The organism is Streptomyces luteolus (genome assembly GCF_029968015.1).
Taxonomy (GTDB): Bacteria; Actinomycetota; Actinomycetes; order Streptomycetales; family Streptomycetaceae; genus Streptomyces; species Streptomyces luteolus.
The window spans coordinates 99,969-116,697 of record NZ_JASCIS010000013.1 but is presented as its reverse complement, the minus strand read 5'-3'; the positions used below and the strand labels follow the sequence as shown (position 1 = coordinate 116,697).

General features: G+C 72.1%; 13 protein-coding genes. 8 read left to right on the top strand and 5 right to left on the bottom strand.

Translation table 11 applies throughout. From position 1 onward, the window contains the following. Positions 1–225: 225 nt before the first annotated feature. Together QIT00_RS15310 and proP are read left to right on the top strand one after the other, a co-directional pair. Positions 226–1,470: a cytochrome P450 gene (locus QIT00_RS15310; RefSeq protein ID WP_282535800.1), complete on the top strand. Its 1,245-nt coding sequence runs from the start codon at positions 226–228 to the stop codon at positions 1,468–1,470. A 585-nt stretch (positions 1,471–2,055) separates the two neighbouring features. Then, a complete protein-coding gene (proP, locus tag QIT00_RS15305; RefSeq protein WP_282535799.1) occupies positions 2,056–3,450 on the top strand; it encodes a glycine betaine/L-proline transporter ProP in 1,395 nt (464 codons plus the stop codon). A gap of 102 nt (positions 3,451–3,552) precedes the next feature. Here the strand turns inward: proP and QIT00_RS15300 are convergent, their stop codons facing one another. Both QIT00_RS15300 and QIT00_RS15295 read right to left on the bottom strand, forming a co-directional pair. Beyond that, the gene (locus QIT00_RS15300; RefSeq protein ID WP_282535798.1) at positions 3,553–4,704 is read right to left on the bottom strand and encodes a serpin family protein; all 1,152 of its coding nucleotides are present in this window, start codon (positions 4,702–4,704) and stop codon (positions 3,553–3,555) included. A gap of 110 nt (positions 4,705–4,814) precedes the next feature. Beyond that, the gene (locus tag QIT00_RS15295) at positions 4,815–5,207 is read right to left on the bottom strand and encodes a hypothetical protein (protein ID WP_282535797.1); all 393 of its coding nucleotides are present in this window, start codon (positions 5,205–5,207) and stop codon (positions 4,815–4,817) included. Positions 5,208–5,373: 166 nt separating this feature from the next. On the opposite strand from QIT00_RS15295, the gene QIT00_RS15290 reads away from it, so the two are divergent. Both QIT00_RS15290 and QIT00_RS15285 read left to right on the top strand, forming a co-directional pair. Then, positions 5,374–5,715 carry an antibiotic biosynthesis monooxygenase family protein gene (locus tag QIT00_RS15290; RefSeq protein ID WP_282535796.1) on the top strand — a complete coding sequence of 114 codons (342 nt, stop codon included), beginning with the start codon at positions 5,374–5,376 and terminating at the stop codon, positions 5,713–5,715. Positions 5,716–5,796: 81 nt separating this feature from the next. Next, entirely contained in the window at positions 5,797–6,288 is a 492-nt protein-coding gene (locus tag QIT00_RS15285) for a GNAT family N-acetyltransferase (protein WP_282535795.1), read from the top strand. A gap of 186 nt (positions 6,289–6,474) precedes the next feature. Here the strand turns inward: QIT00_RS15285 and QIT00_RS15280 are convergent, their stop codons facing one another. Further along, positions 6,475–8,535 carry an MDR family MFS transporter gene (locus tag QIT00_RS15280; RefSeq protein ID WP_282535794.1) on the bottom strand — a complete coding sequence of 687 codons (2,061 nt, stop codon included), beginning with the start codon at positions 8,533–8,535 and terminating at the stop codon, positions 6,475–6,477. Between the two features lie 188 nt (positions 8,536–8,723). On the opposite strand from QIT00_RS15280, the gene QIT00_RS15275 reads away from it, so the two are divergent. Further along, positions 8,724–9,635: a peptidoglycan-binding domain-containing protein gene (locus QIT00_RS15275; RefSeq protein WP_282535793.1), complete on the top strand. Its 912-nt coding sequence runs from the start codon at positions 8,724–8,726 to the stop codon at positions 9,633–9,635. A gap of 202 nt (positions 9,636–9,837) precedes the next feature. On the opposite strand, the gene QIT00_RS15270 is transcribed toward QIT00_RS15275, so the two are convergent. Together QIT00_RS15270 and QIT00_RS15265 are read right to left on the bottom strand one after the other, a co-directional pair. Then, on the bottom strand, positions 9,838–10,524 hold the full coding sequence (locus QIT00_RS15270; RefSeq protein WP_282535792.1) for an HAD-IA family hydrolase: 687 nt from the start codon (positions 10,522–10,524) through the stop codon (positions 9,838–9,840). A gap of 165 nt (positions 10,525–10,689) precedes the next feature. Next, positions 10,690–11,271, bottom strand: a complete 582-nt coding sequence (locus QIT00_RS15265; protein WP_282535791.1) for a TMEM165/GDT1 family protein — start codon at positions 11,269–11,271, stop codon at positions 10,690–10,692. A 427-nt stretch (positions 11,272–11,698) separates the two neighbouring features. Between QIT00_RS15265 and QIT00_RS15260 the strand changes: the two genes are divergently transcribed. From QIT00_RS15260 to QIT00_RS15250, 3 genes are all read left to right on the top strand, one after another. Beyond that, positions 11,699–12,385: an HNH endonuclease family protein gene (locus tag QIT00_RS15260; protein WP_282535790.1), complete on the top strand. Its 687-nt coding sequence runs from the start codon at positions 11,699–11,701 to the stop codon at positions 12,383–12,385. Positions 12,386–12,459: 74 nt separating this feature from the next. Then, positions 12,460–14,109, top strand: a complete 1,650-nt coding sequence (locus QIT00_RS15255; RefSeq protein WP_282535789.1) for an alkaline phosphatase D family protein — start codon at positions 12,460–12,462, stop codon at positions 14,107–14,109. A gap of 423 nt (positions 14,110–14,532) precedes the next feature. Then, positions 14,533–16,713: an FAD/NAD(P)-binding protein gene (locus tag QIT00_RS15250; protein WP_282535788.1), complete on the top strand. Its 2,181-nt coding sequence runs from the start codon at positions 14,533–14,535 to the stop codon at positions 16,711–16,713. Positions 16,714–16,729: the final 16 nt, after the last annotated feature.

Below are 16,729 nucleotides of genomic sequence, written 5' to 3'. Positions count from 1 at the left end.
GACAGAACTAGTACGCGTTCTAGTTCTGAGAGCAGTCTTATGAGTGCTCCCCGCCCACCGCAAGGGTCTTGCACGGACCGCGTGCACAGCGCGTACGCAACAGATGGCGCCGAGGGCCTTGCCAGTTGTAGAACCCGTTACTACCTTTCCGGCATCTCCTGATGGGCCGTCAGACATTCGCCGCCGACACGTTGCACCTCGCGTCGTACGACACTGGAGTTGCCGATGCCCTGTCCCGCGCTGCCCGACGGGTTCGACGCCACCGACCCCGACCTCCTGCAGAGCCGCATCCCGCACCCCGAGTTCGCCGAGCTTCGGCAGACCGTGCCGGTGTGGTGGTGCCCCCAGCCGCGAGGCATCACGGGCTTCGACGACGAGGGCTACTGGGCCGTGACACGGCACGCCGACGTCAAGTACGTGTCCACGCACCCCGAGTTGTTCTCCTCCCACACCAATACCGCCGTCATCAGGTTCAACGAGCACATCAACCGCGACCAGATCGACGCCCAGAAGCTGATCATGCTCAACATGGACCCGCCCGAGCACACCCGGGTCCGCCAGATCGTGCAGCGCGGCTTCACGCCCCGCGCCGTCCGCTCCCTCACCGACGCCCTGCGCGTGCGCGCCCGCGCCATCGCCGACGAGGCCGGGCAGAGCCTTTCCGCAGACGGCTCCTTCGACTTCGTCACCCGCGTCGCCGTGGAGCTCCCCCTCCAGGCCATCGCCGAACTCATCGGCGTCCCCCAGGAGGACCGGGCCCGCATCTTCGACTGGTCGAACAAGATGATCGCGTACGACGACCCCGAGTACGCCATCACCGAGGAGGTCGGCGCCGAGGCCGCCATGGAACTCATCGGCTACGCGATGAACATGGCCGCCGACCGCAAGCAGTGCCCCGCCAAGGACATCGTCTCGCAGCTGGTCGCCGCCGAGGACGAGGGAAATCTGTCGACCGACGAGTTCGGCTTCTTCGTCCTCCTTCTCGCCGTCGCCGGCAACGAGACCACCCGTAACGCCATCAGCCATGGCATGCACGCCTTCCTCACCCACCCCGAACAGTGGGAGCTCTACAAGCGCGAGCGTCCCTCGACCGCCGCCGAGGAGATCGTCCGCTGGGCCACCCCCGTCACCGCCTTCCAGCGCACCGCCACCCAGGACACCGAGATCGGCGGTGTACCGGTCAAGGCGGGCGACCGCGTCGGCCTCTTCTACTCCTCCGCCAACAACGACACCGAAGTCTTCGACCGGCCCGAACAGTTCGACATCACCCGCGACCCCAACCCGCACCTCGGCTTCGGCGGTGGCGGCCCGCACTTCTGCCTCGGCAAGTCCCTGGCCATCCAGGAGATCGACCTGATCTTCAACGCCCTCGCGGACGCCCTCCCCGATCTGCGCCTGGCCGACGACCCGCGCCGCCTGCGGGCCGCGTGGCTCAATGGCATCAAGGAGCTTCAGGTGACGGCCCGTTGACGGCCCGCGCTGCCGGTCTTCGTGCGGTGCCGCCCTGGCCTGGCCCGGCCGCGCGTAGAGCGTGACGCGTGCGCCGTGCACGGTCAGTGCGGCACTCCACGAAGTGCTCGCGCAGAACGTCCCGTCTGGCCCGCTCGAAGGCGTACGGGTCCAACGGCTCCCCGGCCGGATCGCGCAGGGCGACCACGCGCGATCCGGCCCCGTATCGCCTCGCGCATCGCGCCCGGCCCGTTCTCCTCGCCCTCCAGGGTGCGGCGCCGCCCGTGGCCACCGCCCCGCCCCGCTCCGTATGCGCCATGCCTGTCGGCCTCCGCCCCGTTTCGGTGTCCGTGTCCGGATCCTATGGGCCTCCCGACCCTCCCCGCTGAGCCTGTGGATAACTCTCTGAAACGGTCCCCGTGCCCCTCGGCCGACGCAGGTCAACCGGCCTGGTTGCGCAAATCGGGCGCGACAAAGATCACAAGAGGGACGTGCCGCACGGCCCTTGCGAGGTCTCTACGACACTGGTGAGACGGGGTTTTCGCAGGTCGCGCAACGGACCGGGCACGGTACGTAATGCGGGAATTGACCCTATCTTCGGATCACATGTCATCTGCCACTCTCAGTCCGGCTGCGCCCGAGTCCGCGCGGCCCTCCGAGGTCACCGTCACCGACCCCGCGATGGTCAAGCGCGCCGTGAAGGCCGCGGCGCTCGGCAACGCCATGGAGTGGTTCGACTTCGGCGTCTACAGCTACATCGCCGTCACGCTCGGCAAGGTCTTCTTCCCCTCCGGCAACCCCACGGCCCAGCTCCTGTCGACATTCGGCGCGTTCGCCGCGGCCTTTCTCGTACGGCCCCTCGGCGGCCTCGTGTTCGGTCCGCTCGGCGACCGCATCGGCCGGCAGAAGGTGCTCGCCCTCACCATGATCATGATGGCGGCGGGCACGTTCGCCATCGGCCTGATCCCCTCGCACGCCTCCATCGGCCTCTGGGCACCCGCACTGCTGCTCCTTGCGCGCCTGGTGCAGGGCTTCTCCACGGGCGGTGAGTACGCCGGTGCCTCCACCTTCATCGCCGAGTACGCGCCCGACAAGAAGCGTGGATTCTTCGGCAGCTGGCTGGAGTTCGGCACCCTCGCCGGCTACATCGGCGGCGCCGGTCTCGTGACCCTGATGACCGCGCTGCTCTCCACCGACGACCTGCTCTCCTGGGGTTGGCGCATCCCGTTCCTGATCGCCGGTCCGATGGGCCTCATCGGCCTGTACCTGCGGATGCGGCTGGAGGAGACGCCCGCGTTCGCCGCTGAGCTGGACAAGGCGGAGGAAGCGCGCCCGAAGGTGAAGCTGCGCGAGATGGTCGTCGGGCAGTGGCGTGCGCTGCTGCTCTGTGTCGGCCTGGTCCTGGTCTTCAACGTCACGGACTACATGCTCCTTTCGTACATGCCGAGCTATCTGACGAGCGAGCTCAACTACGACTCCACGCACGGACTGCTCGTCGTGCTCGGCGTGATGGCGCTGATGATGGTGATCCAGCCGTTCGCGGGCAGGCTCACCGACCGCGTCGGCCGCCGACCCGTCATCGCCTTCGGCTGCGCGGGTTTCCTGCTCCTGTCCGTACCGGCGCTGCTGCTGATCCGCCAGGGCTCGCTCCTCGCGATCGCGCTCGGCATGGGCGCGCTCGGTCTGCTCCTGGTCTGCTTCACGGCCTCGATGCCGTCCGCGCTGCCCGCGCTGTTCCCGACCCGGGTGCGCTACGGCTCCCTGTCCATCGGCTTCAACATCTCCGTGTCGATCTTCGGCGGTACGACCCCGCTGGTCGTGACCGCGCTGATCGGCGCCACCGGTGACGTGATGATGCCCGCGTACTACATGATGGCCGCGGCCGTGGTCGGCGGTGTCGCCGTCTGGTTCATGACGGAGAGCGCCCGCCGACCGCTGCCGGGCTCGGCGCCGGCGGTGGAGACCGAGGCGGAGGCCCGGGCGCTCAGGTCCGGGGCATAGCCGCACGCGGATTCGGGCGCGCGTCGGTCACCCGCGAGCCCCAGCTCGGATCGTCAGGCCGTGCGCCCCGCTCCGGCTGTCAGGTCACGGTGGCGCGGCGGATCAGACGTCGGCCGCCGGGGCCTGTGCCTGCCAGGCGGTGAACAGCGGGACCGTGCCGCTGCCGTCGAGGACGACTATGCCGAAGGGCCGGTCGTACGCGATGTGTTCTATGTCCGCGGGCGGGCGGTAGGCGCTGCCCCGGCGCATCGCCACGACCGTCGCCGCGGCCGCCTCCACGCCCTGCTCGGCGATCTTGACGACGGTCTCCTGCACGACCTGAGAGACGGCGATGTCCTCCGGTGAGAGGCCGGAGAAGTCCGCGGAGTCCCGGAACGCCTGCCGTACACCCAGCGCCTCCAAGTGCCGCACGGCCTCGACGGGGGTGCGCAGCGACAGCTTCGGCAGGGCGACCCGGATCGTGCTCGCGTCGATCCGGCGGCGCTGCTCGGCGGGCGCCCAGGCCAGTGGAAGCACCTGTGCGGGTCCCGCACCGGGCGCCCCGAGCACGAACCTCACCTTGGCGGAGGCCGACGGCGAGGCTTCGCGACGGTCCGCATCGGGCGCCGCGCAGGCCAGCTCCACCACGCGCGCGTCGCCGCCCGTAAACGTCACGTCCCAGGCATGGCCGCTCGGCACCGGACCGTGCATCGTCGCGACCTCGCGCTCCGCCCCCGACGCGTCGGTGAACGGCTTCGGCCGCGTCGCCGAGCCCTTGAACGGGACGGTCCAACGGGCCTTCAGAGCAAGGGCGTTGACGAGCACCAGCTGCGTGGCCTCGGTGATCCGCAGCGGAAGCCGGGGCACGAGCCCGCCGGTCGCGCGGTCCACCCACGCGTCGATCCCGCCCGGGTCCACCGGCCCGAACCCGATGTCGGGCAGCGCCTCGCGGTAGGCGCGGTAGACCGGCAGTCTGCTCCACACGCCCGTGGCCACGGCCAGGGCGTCCGTACCCGCCAGGGCCCGAGCTCCCTCGGTCACCGCGCCGGCCGCCTCCTCGCCGGCGACTCCGAGCAGCGCACGCAACTCCTCCGCCGTACCGCCCCTCGCTCCCGCCGCGACGGACGCCAGGGCCAGCCACAGGCCCGTGGGCGAACACGCGAAGTCCGTCCCGCCGCCGCCCAGATGCGGCAGCCAGCGCTCGGCCAGGCGGCGCACCTCCGCCCCCGGCAGCACCTTCTCGATCTGCTCGGTCCGCTCGATCCCCTCGGCCATGACTCTTCCCCCGTTCGCCATCGACGACTTGTGCGGCCAAGTATGCGAGGCCCCACTGACAATCGCCCTCGGGCCCGGGCCCCAGCCGGAAACGCGTGACACGCGGCCCACTAGACCTCGTGATGGAATCCCACGTTCACGCTCCGCGGCCCGGTTCTGTCCTCGATGACCACCTCGCCGGACCCGCCCGCGGGCAGCGCCACGCTTCCGCCGTACGGCAGGTCGTGCGTGACGCCGCCGGTGACGAGGCGCACCCGCGACGACGGGTCCGGGTGCGAGCCCTTCAGCCAGCTCACGCTCCACGTCAGGTCCGGGCCGCAGCGGAATTCCAGGTGCGCGCGGGACACGAACAGCCAGTCCTCGGGCGGTACGAGCCGGCAGACGGCACCGTCGCGGCCCACGCGCAGCACGGCGCCCGGCGCGCTGTCCTCGTCGGCCATGAGCATGCCCGCCGTCGCGCCGGCGTCCGCCGCCGAGACCGAGGCCATGGTGAGTTCGAGCACGTACGACTCCTTCAAGTCGCGGTGTCCTCCCGGGAGTCGGGAGGCTCGTCCGGATCGGGACGCGGTGGGGCGCGCCGCCGCATGATAGGTCGCGGCCGCCTTCCGCGTACGTGACGCGGGACACACGGATGCGGTGGGGCAGGGTGGCCTGGGAGAGGATGGCCCCATGAGCATCGTGAAGATCAACGCCCTGACCGTGCCGCAGGAGCAGCGCGAGGTCCTGGAGAAGCGGTTCGCCGCACGCGCGGGCACCGTGGAGAGCGCCGACGGCTTCGAGTGGTTCGAGCTCCTCAAGCCGCTCGAGGGCACCGACCAGTACCTCGTGTACACGCGCTGGCGCGACGAGGCCGCGTTCCAGGCCTGGATGGAGGGCCCGATGAAGGCCGCTCACCAGGGCGGCGGCTCCGAGGGCGGGGCGGAGGGCGGCGAACGCCCGAAGCCCGCGGCGACCGGTTCGACGGTGTGGACCTTCGAGGTCGTCCAGCAGGCCCCGCCGAAGCAGGCCTGAGCCACGGTGCCGCCGGGGGCGCCGCCCGGCGCCCCCGGAATCCCGTTGCACGCGCGCGTGCAACCGGCCAAGGATCGGGCCATGACTTCCTGGACCGTCAGGCCCGAGCCGTACGACTCCGCCACCGCGGCCGCGCTCTGGCGCGCGTACTACACCGAGGTGAGCGACCGCTGGTACGTACGCGAGACCGGGCGCGGCACACCGCCCGACGAGCTGCAGCGCGGCGTCGCGGCGGAGAGCGGCTCCGACCTCGCGCCGCCGTCCGGCACGCTCCTCGTCGGCTGGTACGGCGAGGTCCCGGGGGCCAGCGCGGGGCTGCGCCTCCTCGGCTCCGGGCGGGCCGAGCTGAAGCGGGTGTACGTGGACGGCGCGCTACGCGGCAGCGGCGGGGGCACGGCCCTGATGACGGCCGCCGAGGAGGCCGCGCGGGACTTCGGGGCACGTGAGCTGGTGCTCGACACCCGCCTCGACCTGGTGGAGGCACGCGCCCTCTACACCCGGCACGGCTTCCGGGAGATCCCGGCGTACGCCTCCGGCCCGTGCAGCGAGATCTGGTACGGCAAGCAGCTCTGAGCCCCGGACGGCAAGCAGCTCCGAGCGCGCCGCGCCGCCGACGCCGCTCCCCTCCCAGCCACCGAAAACGACCACCACGCGCGCGTGCAGCCCAAAACCAGCACCACGCGCGCGTGCCGCCCAGAACCAGCGCCACGCGCGCGTGTGCCGGGCCGCCGGGCCGCCGGGCCGCCGTCCGGCCGGGGATCAGCGCCGCCCCGTCCGCTGCTTCTCGATCTCCTTCATCACCCCGTCGTGCGGGCGCTCGCTGTCGGAGCCGCACAGTTCCGCGTTCAGTTCCTCGACGAGCTGGGCCAGGTCCGTGGGCCGGTCCGGGCTCCACCAGTCGCCGAGCAACTCGGCCAGGGACTCCTCGCGGGCCTTCGCGAGGCGTCCCGCCACCTCGCGCCCGGAGTCGGTGAGGACCAGGTCGAGCCCTTCGCGCAGAGCGAGGTGCCGCTCCTCCACCTGCCGTGCGGCGGCCTGCACCACCAGCAGCGGTACGACGCTGCGCTCGGCGAGCCGGGCCGGTTCCACGACCCCGTACTTCTGGATGCGAAGGAGCAGCCAGCTCGCCGCCGGAAGCAGGTCGTACCCCGCGCGTGCGGTGATTTTCTCGTAGACCTCCTTGCGGCCCTCGCGCGTGCCGAGGACCGACAGGGCGCGCGTCACCTCGTCGTGCGAGGACCGTTCGACGGGGTTGCTGGCCAGGGTCTCGGTCATCTCCGGAGCGGTGACCGAGCCGCGCAGCCGGTCCTCCTTGAGCAGCCAGGACAGCGCGAACGCGGCCAGGGCGACCGGTGCCGCGTACAGGAAGACGTCGGTGATCGCCGACGAGTAGGCCTGCAGCGCCGACGGGCGCACTTCGGGCGGGAGTTGGGTCATGGCCCGCGGGTCGGCCTCCAGGCCGGAGATGGTGCCGGGCGGCAGGTTCCGGCCGGTGAGGGCGGCGGTGAGCTTGTCGTCGAGGCGGTTCGCGAAGATCGTGCCGAAGATCGCGACGCCGAAGGAGGCGCCGATGGAGCGGAAGAAGGTGGCGCCGGAGGTGGCGACGCCGAGGTCCTCGTACGAGACGGCGTTCTGCACGATCAGGACGAGGACCTGCATGACCAGGCCGAGGCCGAGGCCGAAGACGAAGAAGTAGGCGCTCATCTCCCAGGTCGAGCTGGTCTCCTTCAACTGGTGCAGGAGCAGCAGCCCGAGCGTGGTGACGGCGGTGCCGAGGACCGGGAAGACCTTCCACCGGCCGGTGCGGCTGACGATCTGCCCGGAGACCGTGGACGAGAGCAGCAGGCCGAGCACCATCGGCAGCATGTGGACGCCCGACATGGTCGGCGAGACCCCGTGCACGACCTGCAGGAACGTCGGCAGGTACGTCATCGCGCCGAACATCGCGAAGCCGATCACGAAGCTGATGACCGCGGACAGCGTGAACGTGCGGATCCGGAACAGCTTCAGCGGAAGCACCGGTTCCGCGGCCTTGCGCTCCACCGCGACGAACGCCACGAGCAGCACCGCGGCCAGCACGGAGAGCCCGATGATCTGCGCCGAGCCCCAGGCCCAGGTGGTGCCGCCGAGCGAGGCGACGAGGACCAGGCAGGTGGCGACGGAGGCGATGAGGAACGTGCCCAGGTAGTCGATGACATGCCGCTGCGAGCGCACCGGGATGTGCAGCGCACCGGCGATGACGAGGAGCGCGACGACGCCGATGGGCAGGTTGACGTAGAACACCCAGCGCCAGGAGAGGTGGTCGACGAAGAGCCCGCCGAGCAGCGGTCCGAGCACGCTCGTGGCACCGAAGACGGCGCCGAACAGGCCCTGGTACTTGCCGCGTTCGCGCGGCGGGACGAGGTCTCCGACGATCGCCATCGACAGGACCATCAGACCGCCGCCGCCGAGACCCTGCAGTGCGCGGAAGCCGATGAGCTGCGGCATGTTCTGGGCCATGCCGCAGAGCGCGGAGCCGATCAGGAAGATCACGATCGCGGTCTGGAAGAGCTTCTTCCGCCCGAACTGGTCGCCGAGCTTGCCCCAGAGCGGGGTGGCGGCGGTCGCGGCCAGCAGGTACGCGGTGACGACCCAGGACAGATGCTTCATGCCGCCGAGTTCGCTGACGATCGTCGGCAGCGCGGTGGACACGATGGTCTGGTCGAGGGCGGCGAGCAGCATGCCGAGCAGCAGGGCGCCGATGGACACGAGCACGCTCCCGTGACCGTGCTGCGCTCCGGGTGCGGCCGAGGTGCCTCCGGCCTTGTCCGTCGTCGTCATCGACGCCTCCTCCGGCCGCTACGGCGCAGCCGCCGCCGGGGCCGGATCCCCCCGTACGGGGCCCGCCCACCCTCCATCGTGGGTGGTTCGGCCGGTTATGGCCTGTCGAGTGGCCGGGGAACGCGCTGTCCGCGGGGCCGGGGCCCTGCATAATCGCCCCCGTACGCCTTAGGGAGGGGGACCCGACGGTGAGCGCACTCAACTGCCCGCGGTGCGGTGTTCCGCGGGCCGCGGACGGTGGCCCGGCCTGCGGCTGCACCCGGCGCACGGCGGACGCGCTGCGCGACACCCGCACCGCGGAGGCGGCCGCCGCCGAGGACTTCGACCTGCTGCGGCTGCGGCCCTACGTGTCGTTGCCGGACGCCCCCGAAGGCGAGGGGAACGGCAGGGACGCCTTCCCGGCACCCCCGACACCCACCCCCACCCCCACCTCACTTCCGCCCCGCCCGGCAGGCAGCACCCCCACCACGCCTCCGTCCCGCCCCGCAGCCGACACCCCGACCGAGGTCCGGCGCCGCCCCCGTCGTACGGCCCTGCTCACCGCCACGGGCGCGGCCCTCGCCGTGATCGCCGTGACGGCCACGGCAACCGCCCTTTTCCCCGGCGAACCCGACCACCGGCAAGCGCTTCCGGACCACCGCACGACCGCCCCGGCCCCGTCCCGTACGACAACGGGTGCCCCGACTCGTACGCACACGCCGTCCGCGTCGCCGAAGGTCGCGGCCACCGAGTCGCGTTCGGGGGCGGAGCGGCCGACGCGCTCGGGGGCGCCGGCACGGACCGCGCCCGTCACGTCGGCCCCGCCCACCGCCTCCGCGACGGGTGCGGTCGGCACGCCGAGGTCACCGCGGGCGCCGGTCCTGCGGGCGGGCGACGAGGGCCCCGAGGTGCGTGAACTGCAGGACCGGCTCAGGCAGCGGTACTTCTACGCGGGTCCGACGAGCGGGAGTTATGACGTACTGGTCGAGGACGCGGTGACGCGCTACCAGTACGCGGAGGGAATCGAGGGCGACCCGCGGGGCGTGTACGGGCCCCGGACGCGCAGGGCGCTTGAGGCGGAGACGCGGGAGCCGCCGGCGGCGGGCGGGACGCCGCGCTGACCACGGGAGCCGGGGCGAGTCGCTCCACCGACAACCGGAGCCGGGGCGGATCGCCCCGCTGACCACCGGAGCCGGGGCAAGTCGCCCCGCTGACCACCGGAGCCCGACCGCGAACGCGTCGCCCGACCGTCATCCCGCAGGCCGTCCGGACTCCGCCCGCGCCACCCGCGGATCCCGCCCCTTGTAGCTGCGGACCCGCGGATCAGGCCCCGTGAACGCGGACCCGCAGCTCCCCCGACCCGTCCCCCGCCGCCTCGACGGCGATCTGGCGCAGGTCCAGGACGTGGGCGTCGGGGCCGAACGCGGCGGCGCGGGGGCCGACGCCCACGACGCGCATGCCGGCCGCGCGGCCTGCGGCGATTCCGGCCTCGGAGTCCTCGAAGACGAGGCAGTCGGCGGGGTCGACGCCGAGTTCGGCGGCGCCCTTGAGGAAGCCCTCGGGGTCCGGCTTGCTCGCGCTCACGGACTCGGCGGTGACCTGGACGAGGGGCAGGTCGAGTCCGGCGGCGCCCATGCGGGCCTTCGCGAGTGCGGTGTCGGCCGAGGTGACCAGGGCGTGCGGCAGGCTCGCGAGGGAGGCCATGAACGCGGCGGCGCCGCCGATCGGGACGACGCCTTCGACGTCGGCGGTCTCCTGGGCGAGCATCTCGCGGTTCTCCGCGTAGTTCTCGGCCATGGGGCGCTCGGGCAGGAGCGCGGCCATGGAGGCGTAGCCCTGGCGGCCGTGGACGACCTTGATGACCTCGTCGAAGTCGAGGCCGTGCCGCTCGGACCAGCGGTGCCAGCAGCGCTCCACCACGGCGTCGGAGTTGACCAGCGTGCCGTCCATGTCGAGCAGGAGGGCGCGGGCGGTCAGAACGGTGGTGGTGGGCGTGGCCGTCATCGGCATGCTCCTGGGCGGGGCGGCGGAAGAATCAAAGGGCCCCGCCCGCCGGTCAGGGAGAACAGGCGGGAACCACTTTGTTCCCACACGATACAAAACGAGGGCAGGCCTACGCCACCGCCCTGCCCGATTCCGGCACCACCACCTCTGCCCGCGCGCCGTCCGCGCAGGTCACGGCGCCACGGCCTCGTACAGACTGAATCCGGCGAGGGCGAGCATCGCCACCGCGGCGACCTTGGTGACGAGCTGCAGCGGTACGCGCTTCATCAGCGCCTGACCTCCGAGGATGCTGACTCCGGCGACCGTCCAGAGCGCGAGCACCGCGCCCAGGCCGACCGAGAGCGGATCGTCGTAGCGGGCGGCGAGGTTGGCCGTCATGATCTGCGTGAGATCGCCGAACTCGGCGACCAGGATCAGCATGAATCCCGCGCGTGAGACCTTCCAGAAGCCCTGGTTCTCGGGCTGCCTGATGCGCTCCTCGTCCTCGTCCTTCTTCATCAGGAGGATCAGCGCGCCGCCGAGGAAGAGGACGCCGGTGAGCGCCTGGACGATCCGGTGGGGCAGCAGCGTGAGGACGCTGCCGGCGGCGATGGCGAGCGCGACGTGCACGACGAACGCCGCGGCGACCCCGGCGAAGACGTACGAGGCGCGATAGCGGGTGCCGAGCACGAGCCCGGCGAGCGCCGTCTTGTCGGGGAGCTCGGCGAGGAGGACGACGCCGAACACGAGCGCCGTGACGCTGAAGCTGATCAAGGGTCCTCAATCGGTCAGGCACGAAGGTCCGGCCTGGTCGGGCAGGCCCACAGGTCCGGCCTGGTCGGGCAGGCCCGAAGGTCCGGCCTGGTCGGGCACGAAGGGCACGAAGGCTCGAAGGGCACGAAGGGCACGAAGGGCACGAAGGGCTCACCCACGGCCGCCACGCCTGGCCGCTCCCGTACCTCCAGCCTACGGGACCCCTCCTCCGTCGAATCCGGAATCAGCAGCGCCCGCTATCAGGTGAAACGCCCCCTTGTAAACCAACTCCCTTACGACCGGACCCCGGTGACGTTCCGCCAGAAGTCTTGATGTGTGCGCGCCATTGACGGGACCCTGTCATCCGGCGCTCACCCCACGGAAACCCCGGGGCGCCACCCTGGCCTGGCCCGGAACGGCCAACACCCCCCACCTCAAGGGAGTTCGCATGTCAGGCGTCTACGCGCGTCGACGCACCGCCGCGCACCGCAGCCCTCTCCTCAGCCCCCGCCGGATCGCCGTGCTCGCGTCGGCCGCCGGACTCGTCACGGCCACCGCACTGCTGACCGGCACACCCGCACAGGCCGCCCCGCCCACCCCGGTCGACGCGGCCACCGCCCGAACGTACCTGGGGCAGCTGACCGAGCGGGCCGAGGGCTCGTCGGACGGCTACAGCCGCGAGAAGTTCCCGCACTGGAGCACCCAGGAGGGCGCCTGCAACACCCGCGAGGTCGTCCTGAAGCGCGACGGCGAGAACGTCGAGCAGGACTCCAGCTGCGCGGCCACGTCGGGCAGTTGGTTCTCCGAGTACGACGGGGAGACCTGGACGGCGTCCGGCGACGTCGACATCGACCACGTCGTCCCGCTCTCCGAGGCCTGGAAGTCCGGGGCGAGCTCCTGGACCACGGACCGGCGCGAGGGCTTCGCCAACGACCTGACCCGGCCGCAGCTGATCGCCGTCACCGACAACGTCAACCAGTCCAAGGGCGACCGGGACCCGGCGGAGTGGCTGCCTCCGGAGTCCTCGTACAACTGCATGTACGCCCGGATGTGGGTGGACGTGAAGCACCACTACGACATGACCGTGGACAGCGCCGAGAAGCAGGCCCTGGAGGGCATCCTCAACGGTTGCTGACCTGCAACAGGCGGAACCTCCCCGCTCCCCTCCGTCGTTCCGTACCGTACGGAACGACGGAGGAGAGTGATCGGATGGCCGGGCTGCGCCTGGGACCGCTGCTGCGCTACGTGGACGGGTCGACGGCGACCGTGTGGGTCGAGTCGGACCGGCCGTGCACGGCCGAGGTGCGCTGCGCCGACGGCGCGAAGGGCTCGACGCACACGTTCAAGATCGCCGGTCACCACTACGCACTGGTGCCGGTCGAGGGCCTGGCGCCGGGCACGGAGACGGCGTACGAGGTGCTCCTCGACGGCCACCGCGTCTGGCCGCTCGACGCCTCGCCCTTCCCGCCCTCCACGATCCGCACGCCCGCCGAACCGGCCGACGAGGTGCGGGTCTCCTTCGGCTCCTGCCGCTGGGCGATCTCCCCGACCGGCGAGAAGGACCCGATGGGCCCGGATGCCCTGGACACCCTGGCCGTCCGTCTCGCCGCCGACCCGCAGGCGCGGCGGCCCGACGTCCTGGTGCTGCTCGGCGACCAGGTGTACGCGGACATGGTCTCGCCGGCGACCAAGCGGTGGCTCGCCGAACGCCGCGACCTGAGCGAGCCCCCGGGCGACCAGGTCGCGGACTACGAGGAGTACGCCCACCTCTACGACGAGTCGTGGCTCGACCCTGAGGTGCGCTGGCTGCTCTCCACAGTGCCCAGCTGCATGATCTTCGACGACCACGACGTGATCGACGACTGGAACACCAGCGCCGCCTGGGTCGCCGAGATGCGGGCCACGCCGTGGTGGAACGAGCGCATCCGCAGCGGCCTGATGTCGTACTGGGTCTACCAGCACCTGGGCAATCTCCCGCCGTCCGAGCTCGCGTCCGACCCGGTGTACGCGGCGGTCCGCGCGAGCGACGACGGTACGGACGCGCTGCGCGCCTTCGCCGCCCGCGCGGACGAGGATCCGGCGAGCACCCGCTGGAGCTACCGGCGCGACTTCGGCCGCGTGCGCCTGCTGATGGTGGACACCCGGGCGGCGCGGGTCCTGGACGAGTCGGGGCGCGCGATGCTCGACGCGGCCGAGGCCCACTGGCTGCGCGACCAGGCCCTGGACGCGCCGGGCTCCTACGACCACCTGCTGATCGGCACCTCGCTGCCCTGGCTGCTTCCGCACCTCGTGCACGACGTGGAGGGCTGGAACGCGGCCCTCGCGCGCGGTGAACGCGGCCCGCGCTGGGCCAGGTTCGCGGAGGACCTGCGCCGCCGCAGCGATCTGGAGCACTGGCCGGCGTTCCCCGAGTCGTTCGCCGCCCTGACCGACCTGATCGCCGAGGCGGGCAGCGGCCCCGACGCCCCGGCGTCGGTCTGCGTCCTCTCCGGCGACGTGCACCACGCGTATGTGGCGGAGCCGAGCTGGCCGCGCGGCGAGGGCCCGCGACCGGACGTACGGGTGCTCCAGCTGACCTGCTCGCCGATGCACAACTCCATCCACACGGCGATACGGCTCGGCTTCCGCTTCGGCTGGAGCCGGGTCGGGCGCGCTCTCGGCCGCCGCTTCGCCCGGCACGGCCGCACGGCCCGCGCGAAGGTCGACTGGCGCCGCACGGACGGCCCGTGGTTCGGCAACCACCTCATGACCCTGACGCTGCGCGGCCGTTCGGGAACCCTCGCCCTCGACCGGGCCCGCGCGGTACGGGGTGGCTCCGCACGCCTGGAGAGGGTGCGGGACTCGGCCATCTCGACGTGAGCCGACGGCTGTCCGTACGTGACGGGGTGAGCGCTTCTGCGTGACGAGACTCCGCTGCGCGCGTACGTGAGGGGGCGGCTGCGCGCGTACTTGAGGGGGGCCGGGCGCGTACGTGAGGGGGCGGCCGGGCGCGTACGTGAGGGGGCGGCCGGGCGCGTACGTGAGGGGGCGGCTGGGCGCGTACTTGAGGGGGGCCGGGCGCGTACGTGAGGAGGCGGCGGGCGGGTACGGAACACGTGACGCCTGAGACGGAGGTGCCGCGTGGGTGGCGTGATCCGGCCCACACCGGCGGGGGTTGGCTCGCCCAGGGGTTCGACAGATCCGTTTCCGGCGGCATGATGAGCCGGACGATCCGCTTCCAGCACACGGGTGGCGGTGGTCGCAGGAGCCACATTTCGCCCATCCGCCCCGGGAGTTGCACCTTTGTCCGCGACTGCACATCTCTCCGTCGCCGTCGTCGGCGCGGGGCCGCGTGGCACCAGCGTCCTGGAACGGCTGTGCGCGTCGGCCTCGGAACTCCTGCCTCCGGGCGCCCGGCTCACGGTGCACATGGTGGATCCGGCACCGCCCGGCGCGGGGCAGGTGTGGCGGACCGCGCAGTCCGACGAGCTCCTGATGAACACCGTCGCCTCGCAGGTCACCCTCTTCACGGACTCGAGCGTGACCTGCGAGGGTCCGATACGCCGGGGGCCGAGCCTGTACGAGTGGGCCTCCGCGCACCCCGAGGCGCTCGACGGCACACGGCCTGGCGGCGACTCCTCGGCAGGCCGGAGCGAGGGCGGCTGCTGCGTCGGGTCCGGCCCCCTCGGCCCCGACGACTACCCGACCCGCGCCCAGTACGGCCGTTACCTGGAGTGGGTGTTCGCCGAGGTGCTGCGCCGGGCCCCCGAACAGGTCCGCGTCGAGGTCCACCGGGCCCGCGCGGTGCGGCTCGCGGACGAGGAGCACCACGTGGCCCCGCTCGACGACCAGGAGAACCGCTCGCTCCGGCGCACGGACGAGGCGGACACGGACGACGCCCCGCTCATCCCCCTCCAACGCCACACCGACGCTTCGCCGCCCCCTCTTCGTACCGAGCAACGCCTCACCCTCTCCGACGGCACCGAACTGACCGGCCTGCACGCCGTCGTCCTCGCCCAGGGCCACCTCCCGGCCACCGGCGGACCGGTGCAGCGACGGCTCGCGGACCACGCGCGGCGCCACGGTCTGCGCTACGTCCAGCCCGCCAACCCGGCCGACCTCGATCTGTCCGCGCTCGCACCCGGCGCCCCGGTACTGCTGCGCGGGCTCGGCCTCAACTTCTTCGACCACATGGCCCTGTTGACCTCCGGTCGCGGCGGCCGCTTCGCGCCCGGGCCTCGGGGCGGCCTCAGCTACCTGCCCTCGGGCCGGGAGCCGAGGCTGTACGCGGGTTCGCGGCGCGGCGTCCCGTACCAGGCGCGCGGCGACAACGAGAAGGGCGCGCACGGCCGGCATGAGCCGCTCGTGCTCACCGGGACCGTGATCGAGGGCTTCCGCAAGCGCGCGGCCGACGGTGATCCGCCCGACTTCCTGGCCGAGATCTGGCCACTGGTCGCGAAAGAGGTCGAGACGGTCCACTACGAGGCGCGGCTGCGCGCCGCCGGCCGGCCCACCGAGCCGTTCCGCGAGCGCTTCCTCGGCTCGGCGCACGGCTCGGACCAGGAGGCGGACGTGCTCGACGCGTTCGGTTTCGACGCGTTCGGTTTCGACGCGTTCGGTTTCGACGCGTTCGGTTTCGATGCGGCCGGGCGGTGGTCCTGGGAGCGGATCGCCCGCCCGTACGACGGGGTGGAGTTCGACGGGCCGGAGAGCTTTCGGGGCTGGCTGCTCGGGCATCTGCGCGAGGACGCCGCGCAAGCCGCGCTCGGCAATGTGTCGGGCCCGTCCAAGGCGGCGCTCGACGTGCTGCGGGATCTGCGCAACGAGCTGCGCCTCGTCGTGGATCACCGGGGCATCGCCGGGCGGTCACGACGCGAGCACCTGGACCGCTGGTACACGCCCCTGAACGCGTTCCTGTCCATCGGCCCGCCGCGCCGCCGGATCGAGGAGATGACGGCGCTCGTGGAGGCGGGCGTGCTGGAGGTGGTCGGCCCGCGCATGGAGGTGCGCGCCGAGGCGGACGGGTTCGTGGCGCACTCCCCCGGTGTTCCGGGTTCCGAGGTACGCGCCACGACGCTGATCGAGGCCCGTCTTCCGGAACCGGATCTTCGGCGTACGGGTGATGCGCTGCTCGCGGAGCTGTTGAGGGAGGGGGGCTGCAGGCAGCATGTGGTCGACGGCTACGAGACCGGCGGCCTCGATGTGACACCTCGCCCGTACCGGGTCGTGGACCGTGGCGGCCGGCCGCATCCCGGGCGGTTCGCGGTGGGCGTCCCCACGGAGGGCGTGCACTGGGTGACGGCGGCGGGAGCGCGACCGGGGGTCGACTCGGTGACCCTGTCGGATGCGGACGCGGTGGCACGCGCGGTGTTGCGCACCGCTTCGGGCGCGGAGGCGGGGTCCCAGGCGGAAGCGGAATCTCCGGGTGGGGCGGCGGCGGGGCACGGGGAACGACCGAATGTTGAACTTGCAAGTATTGATTAGGTCTGCCTAACCTATG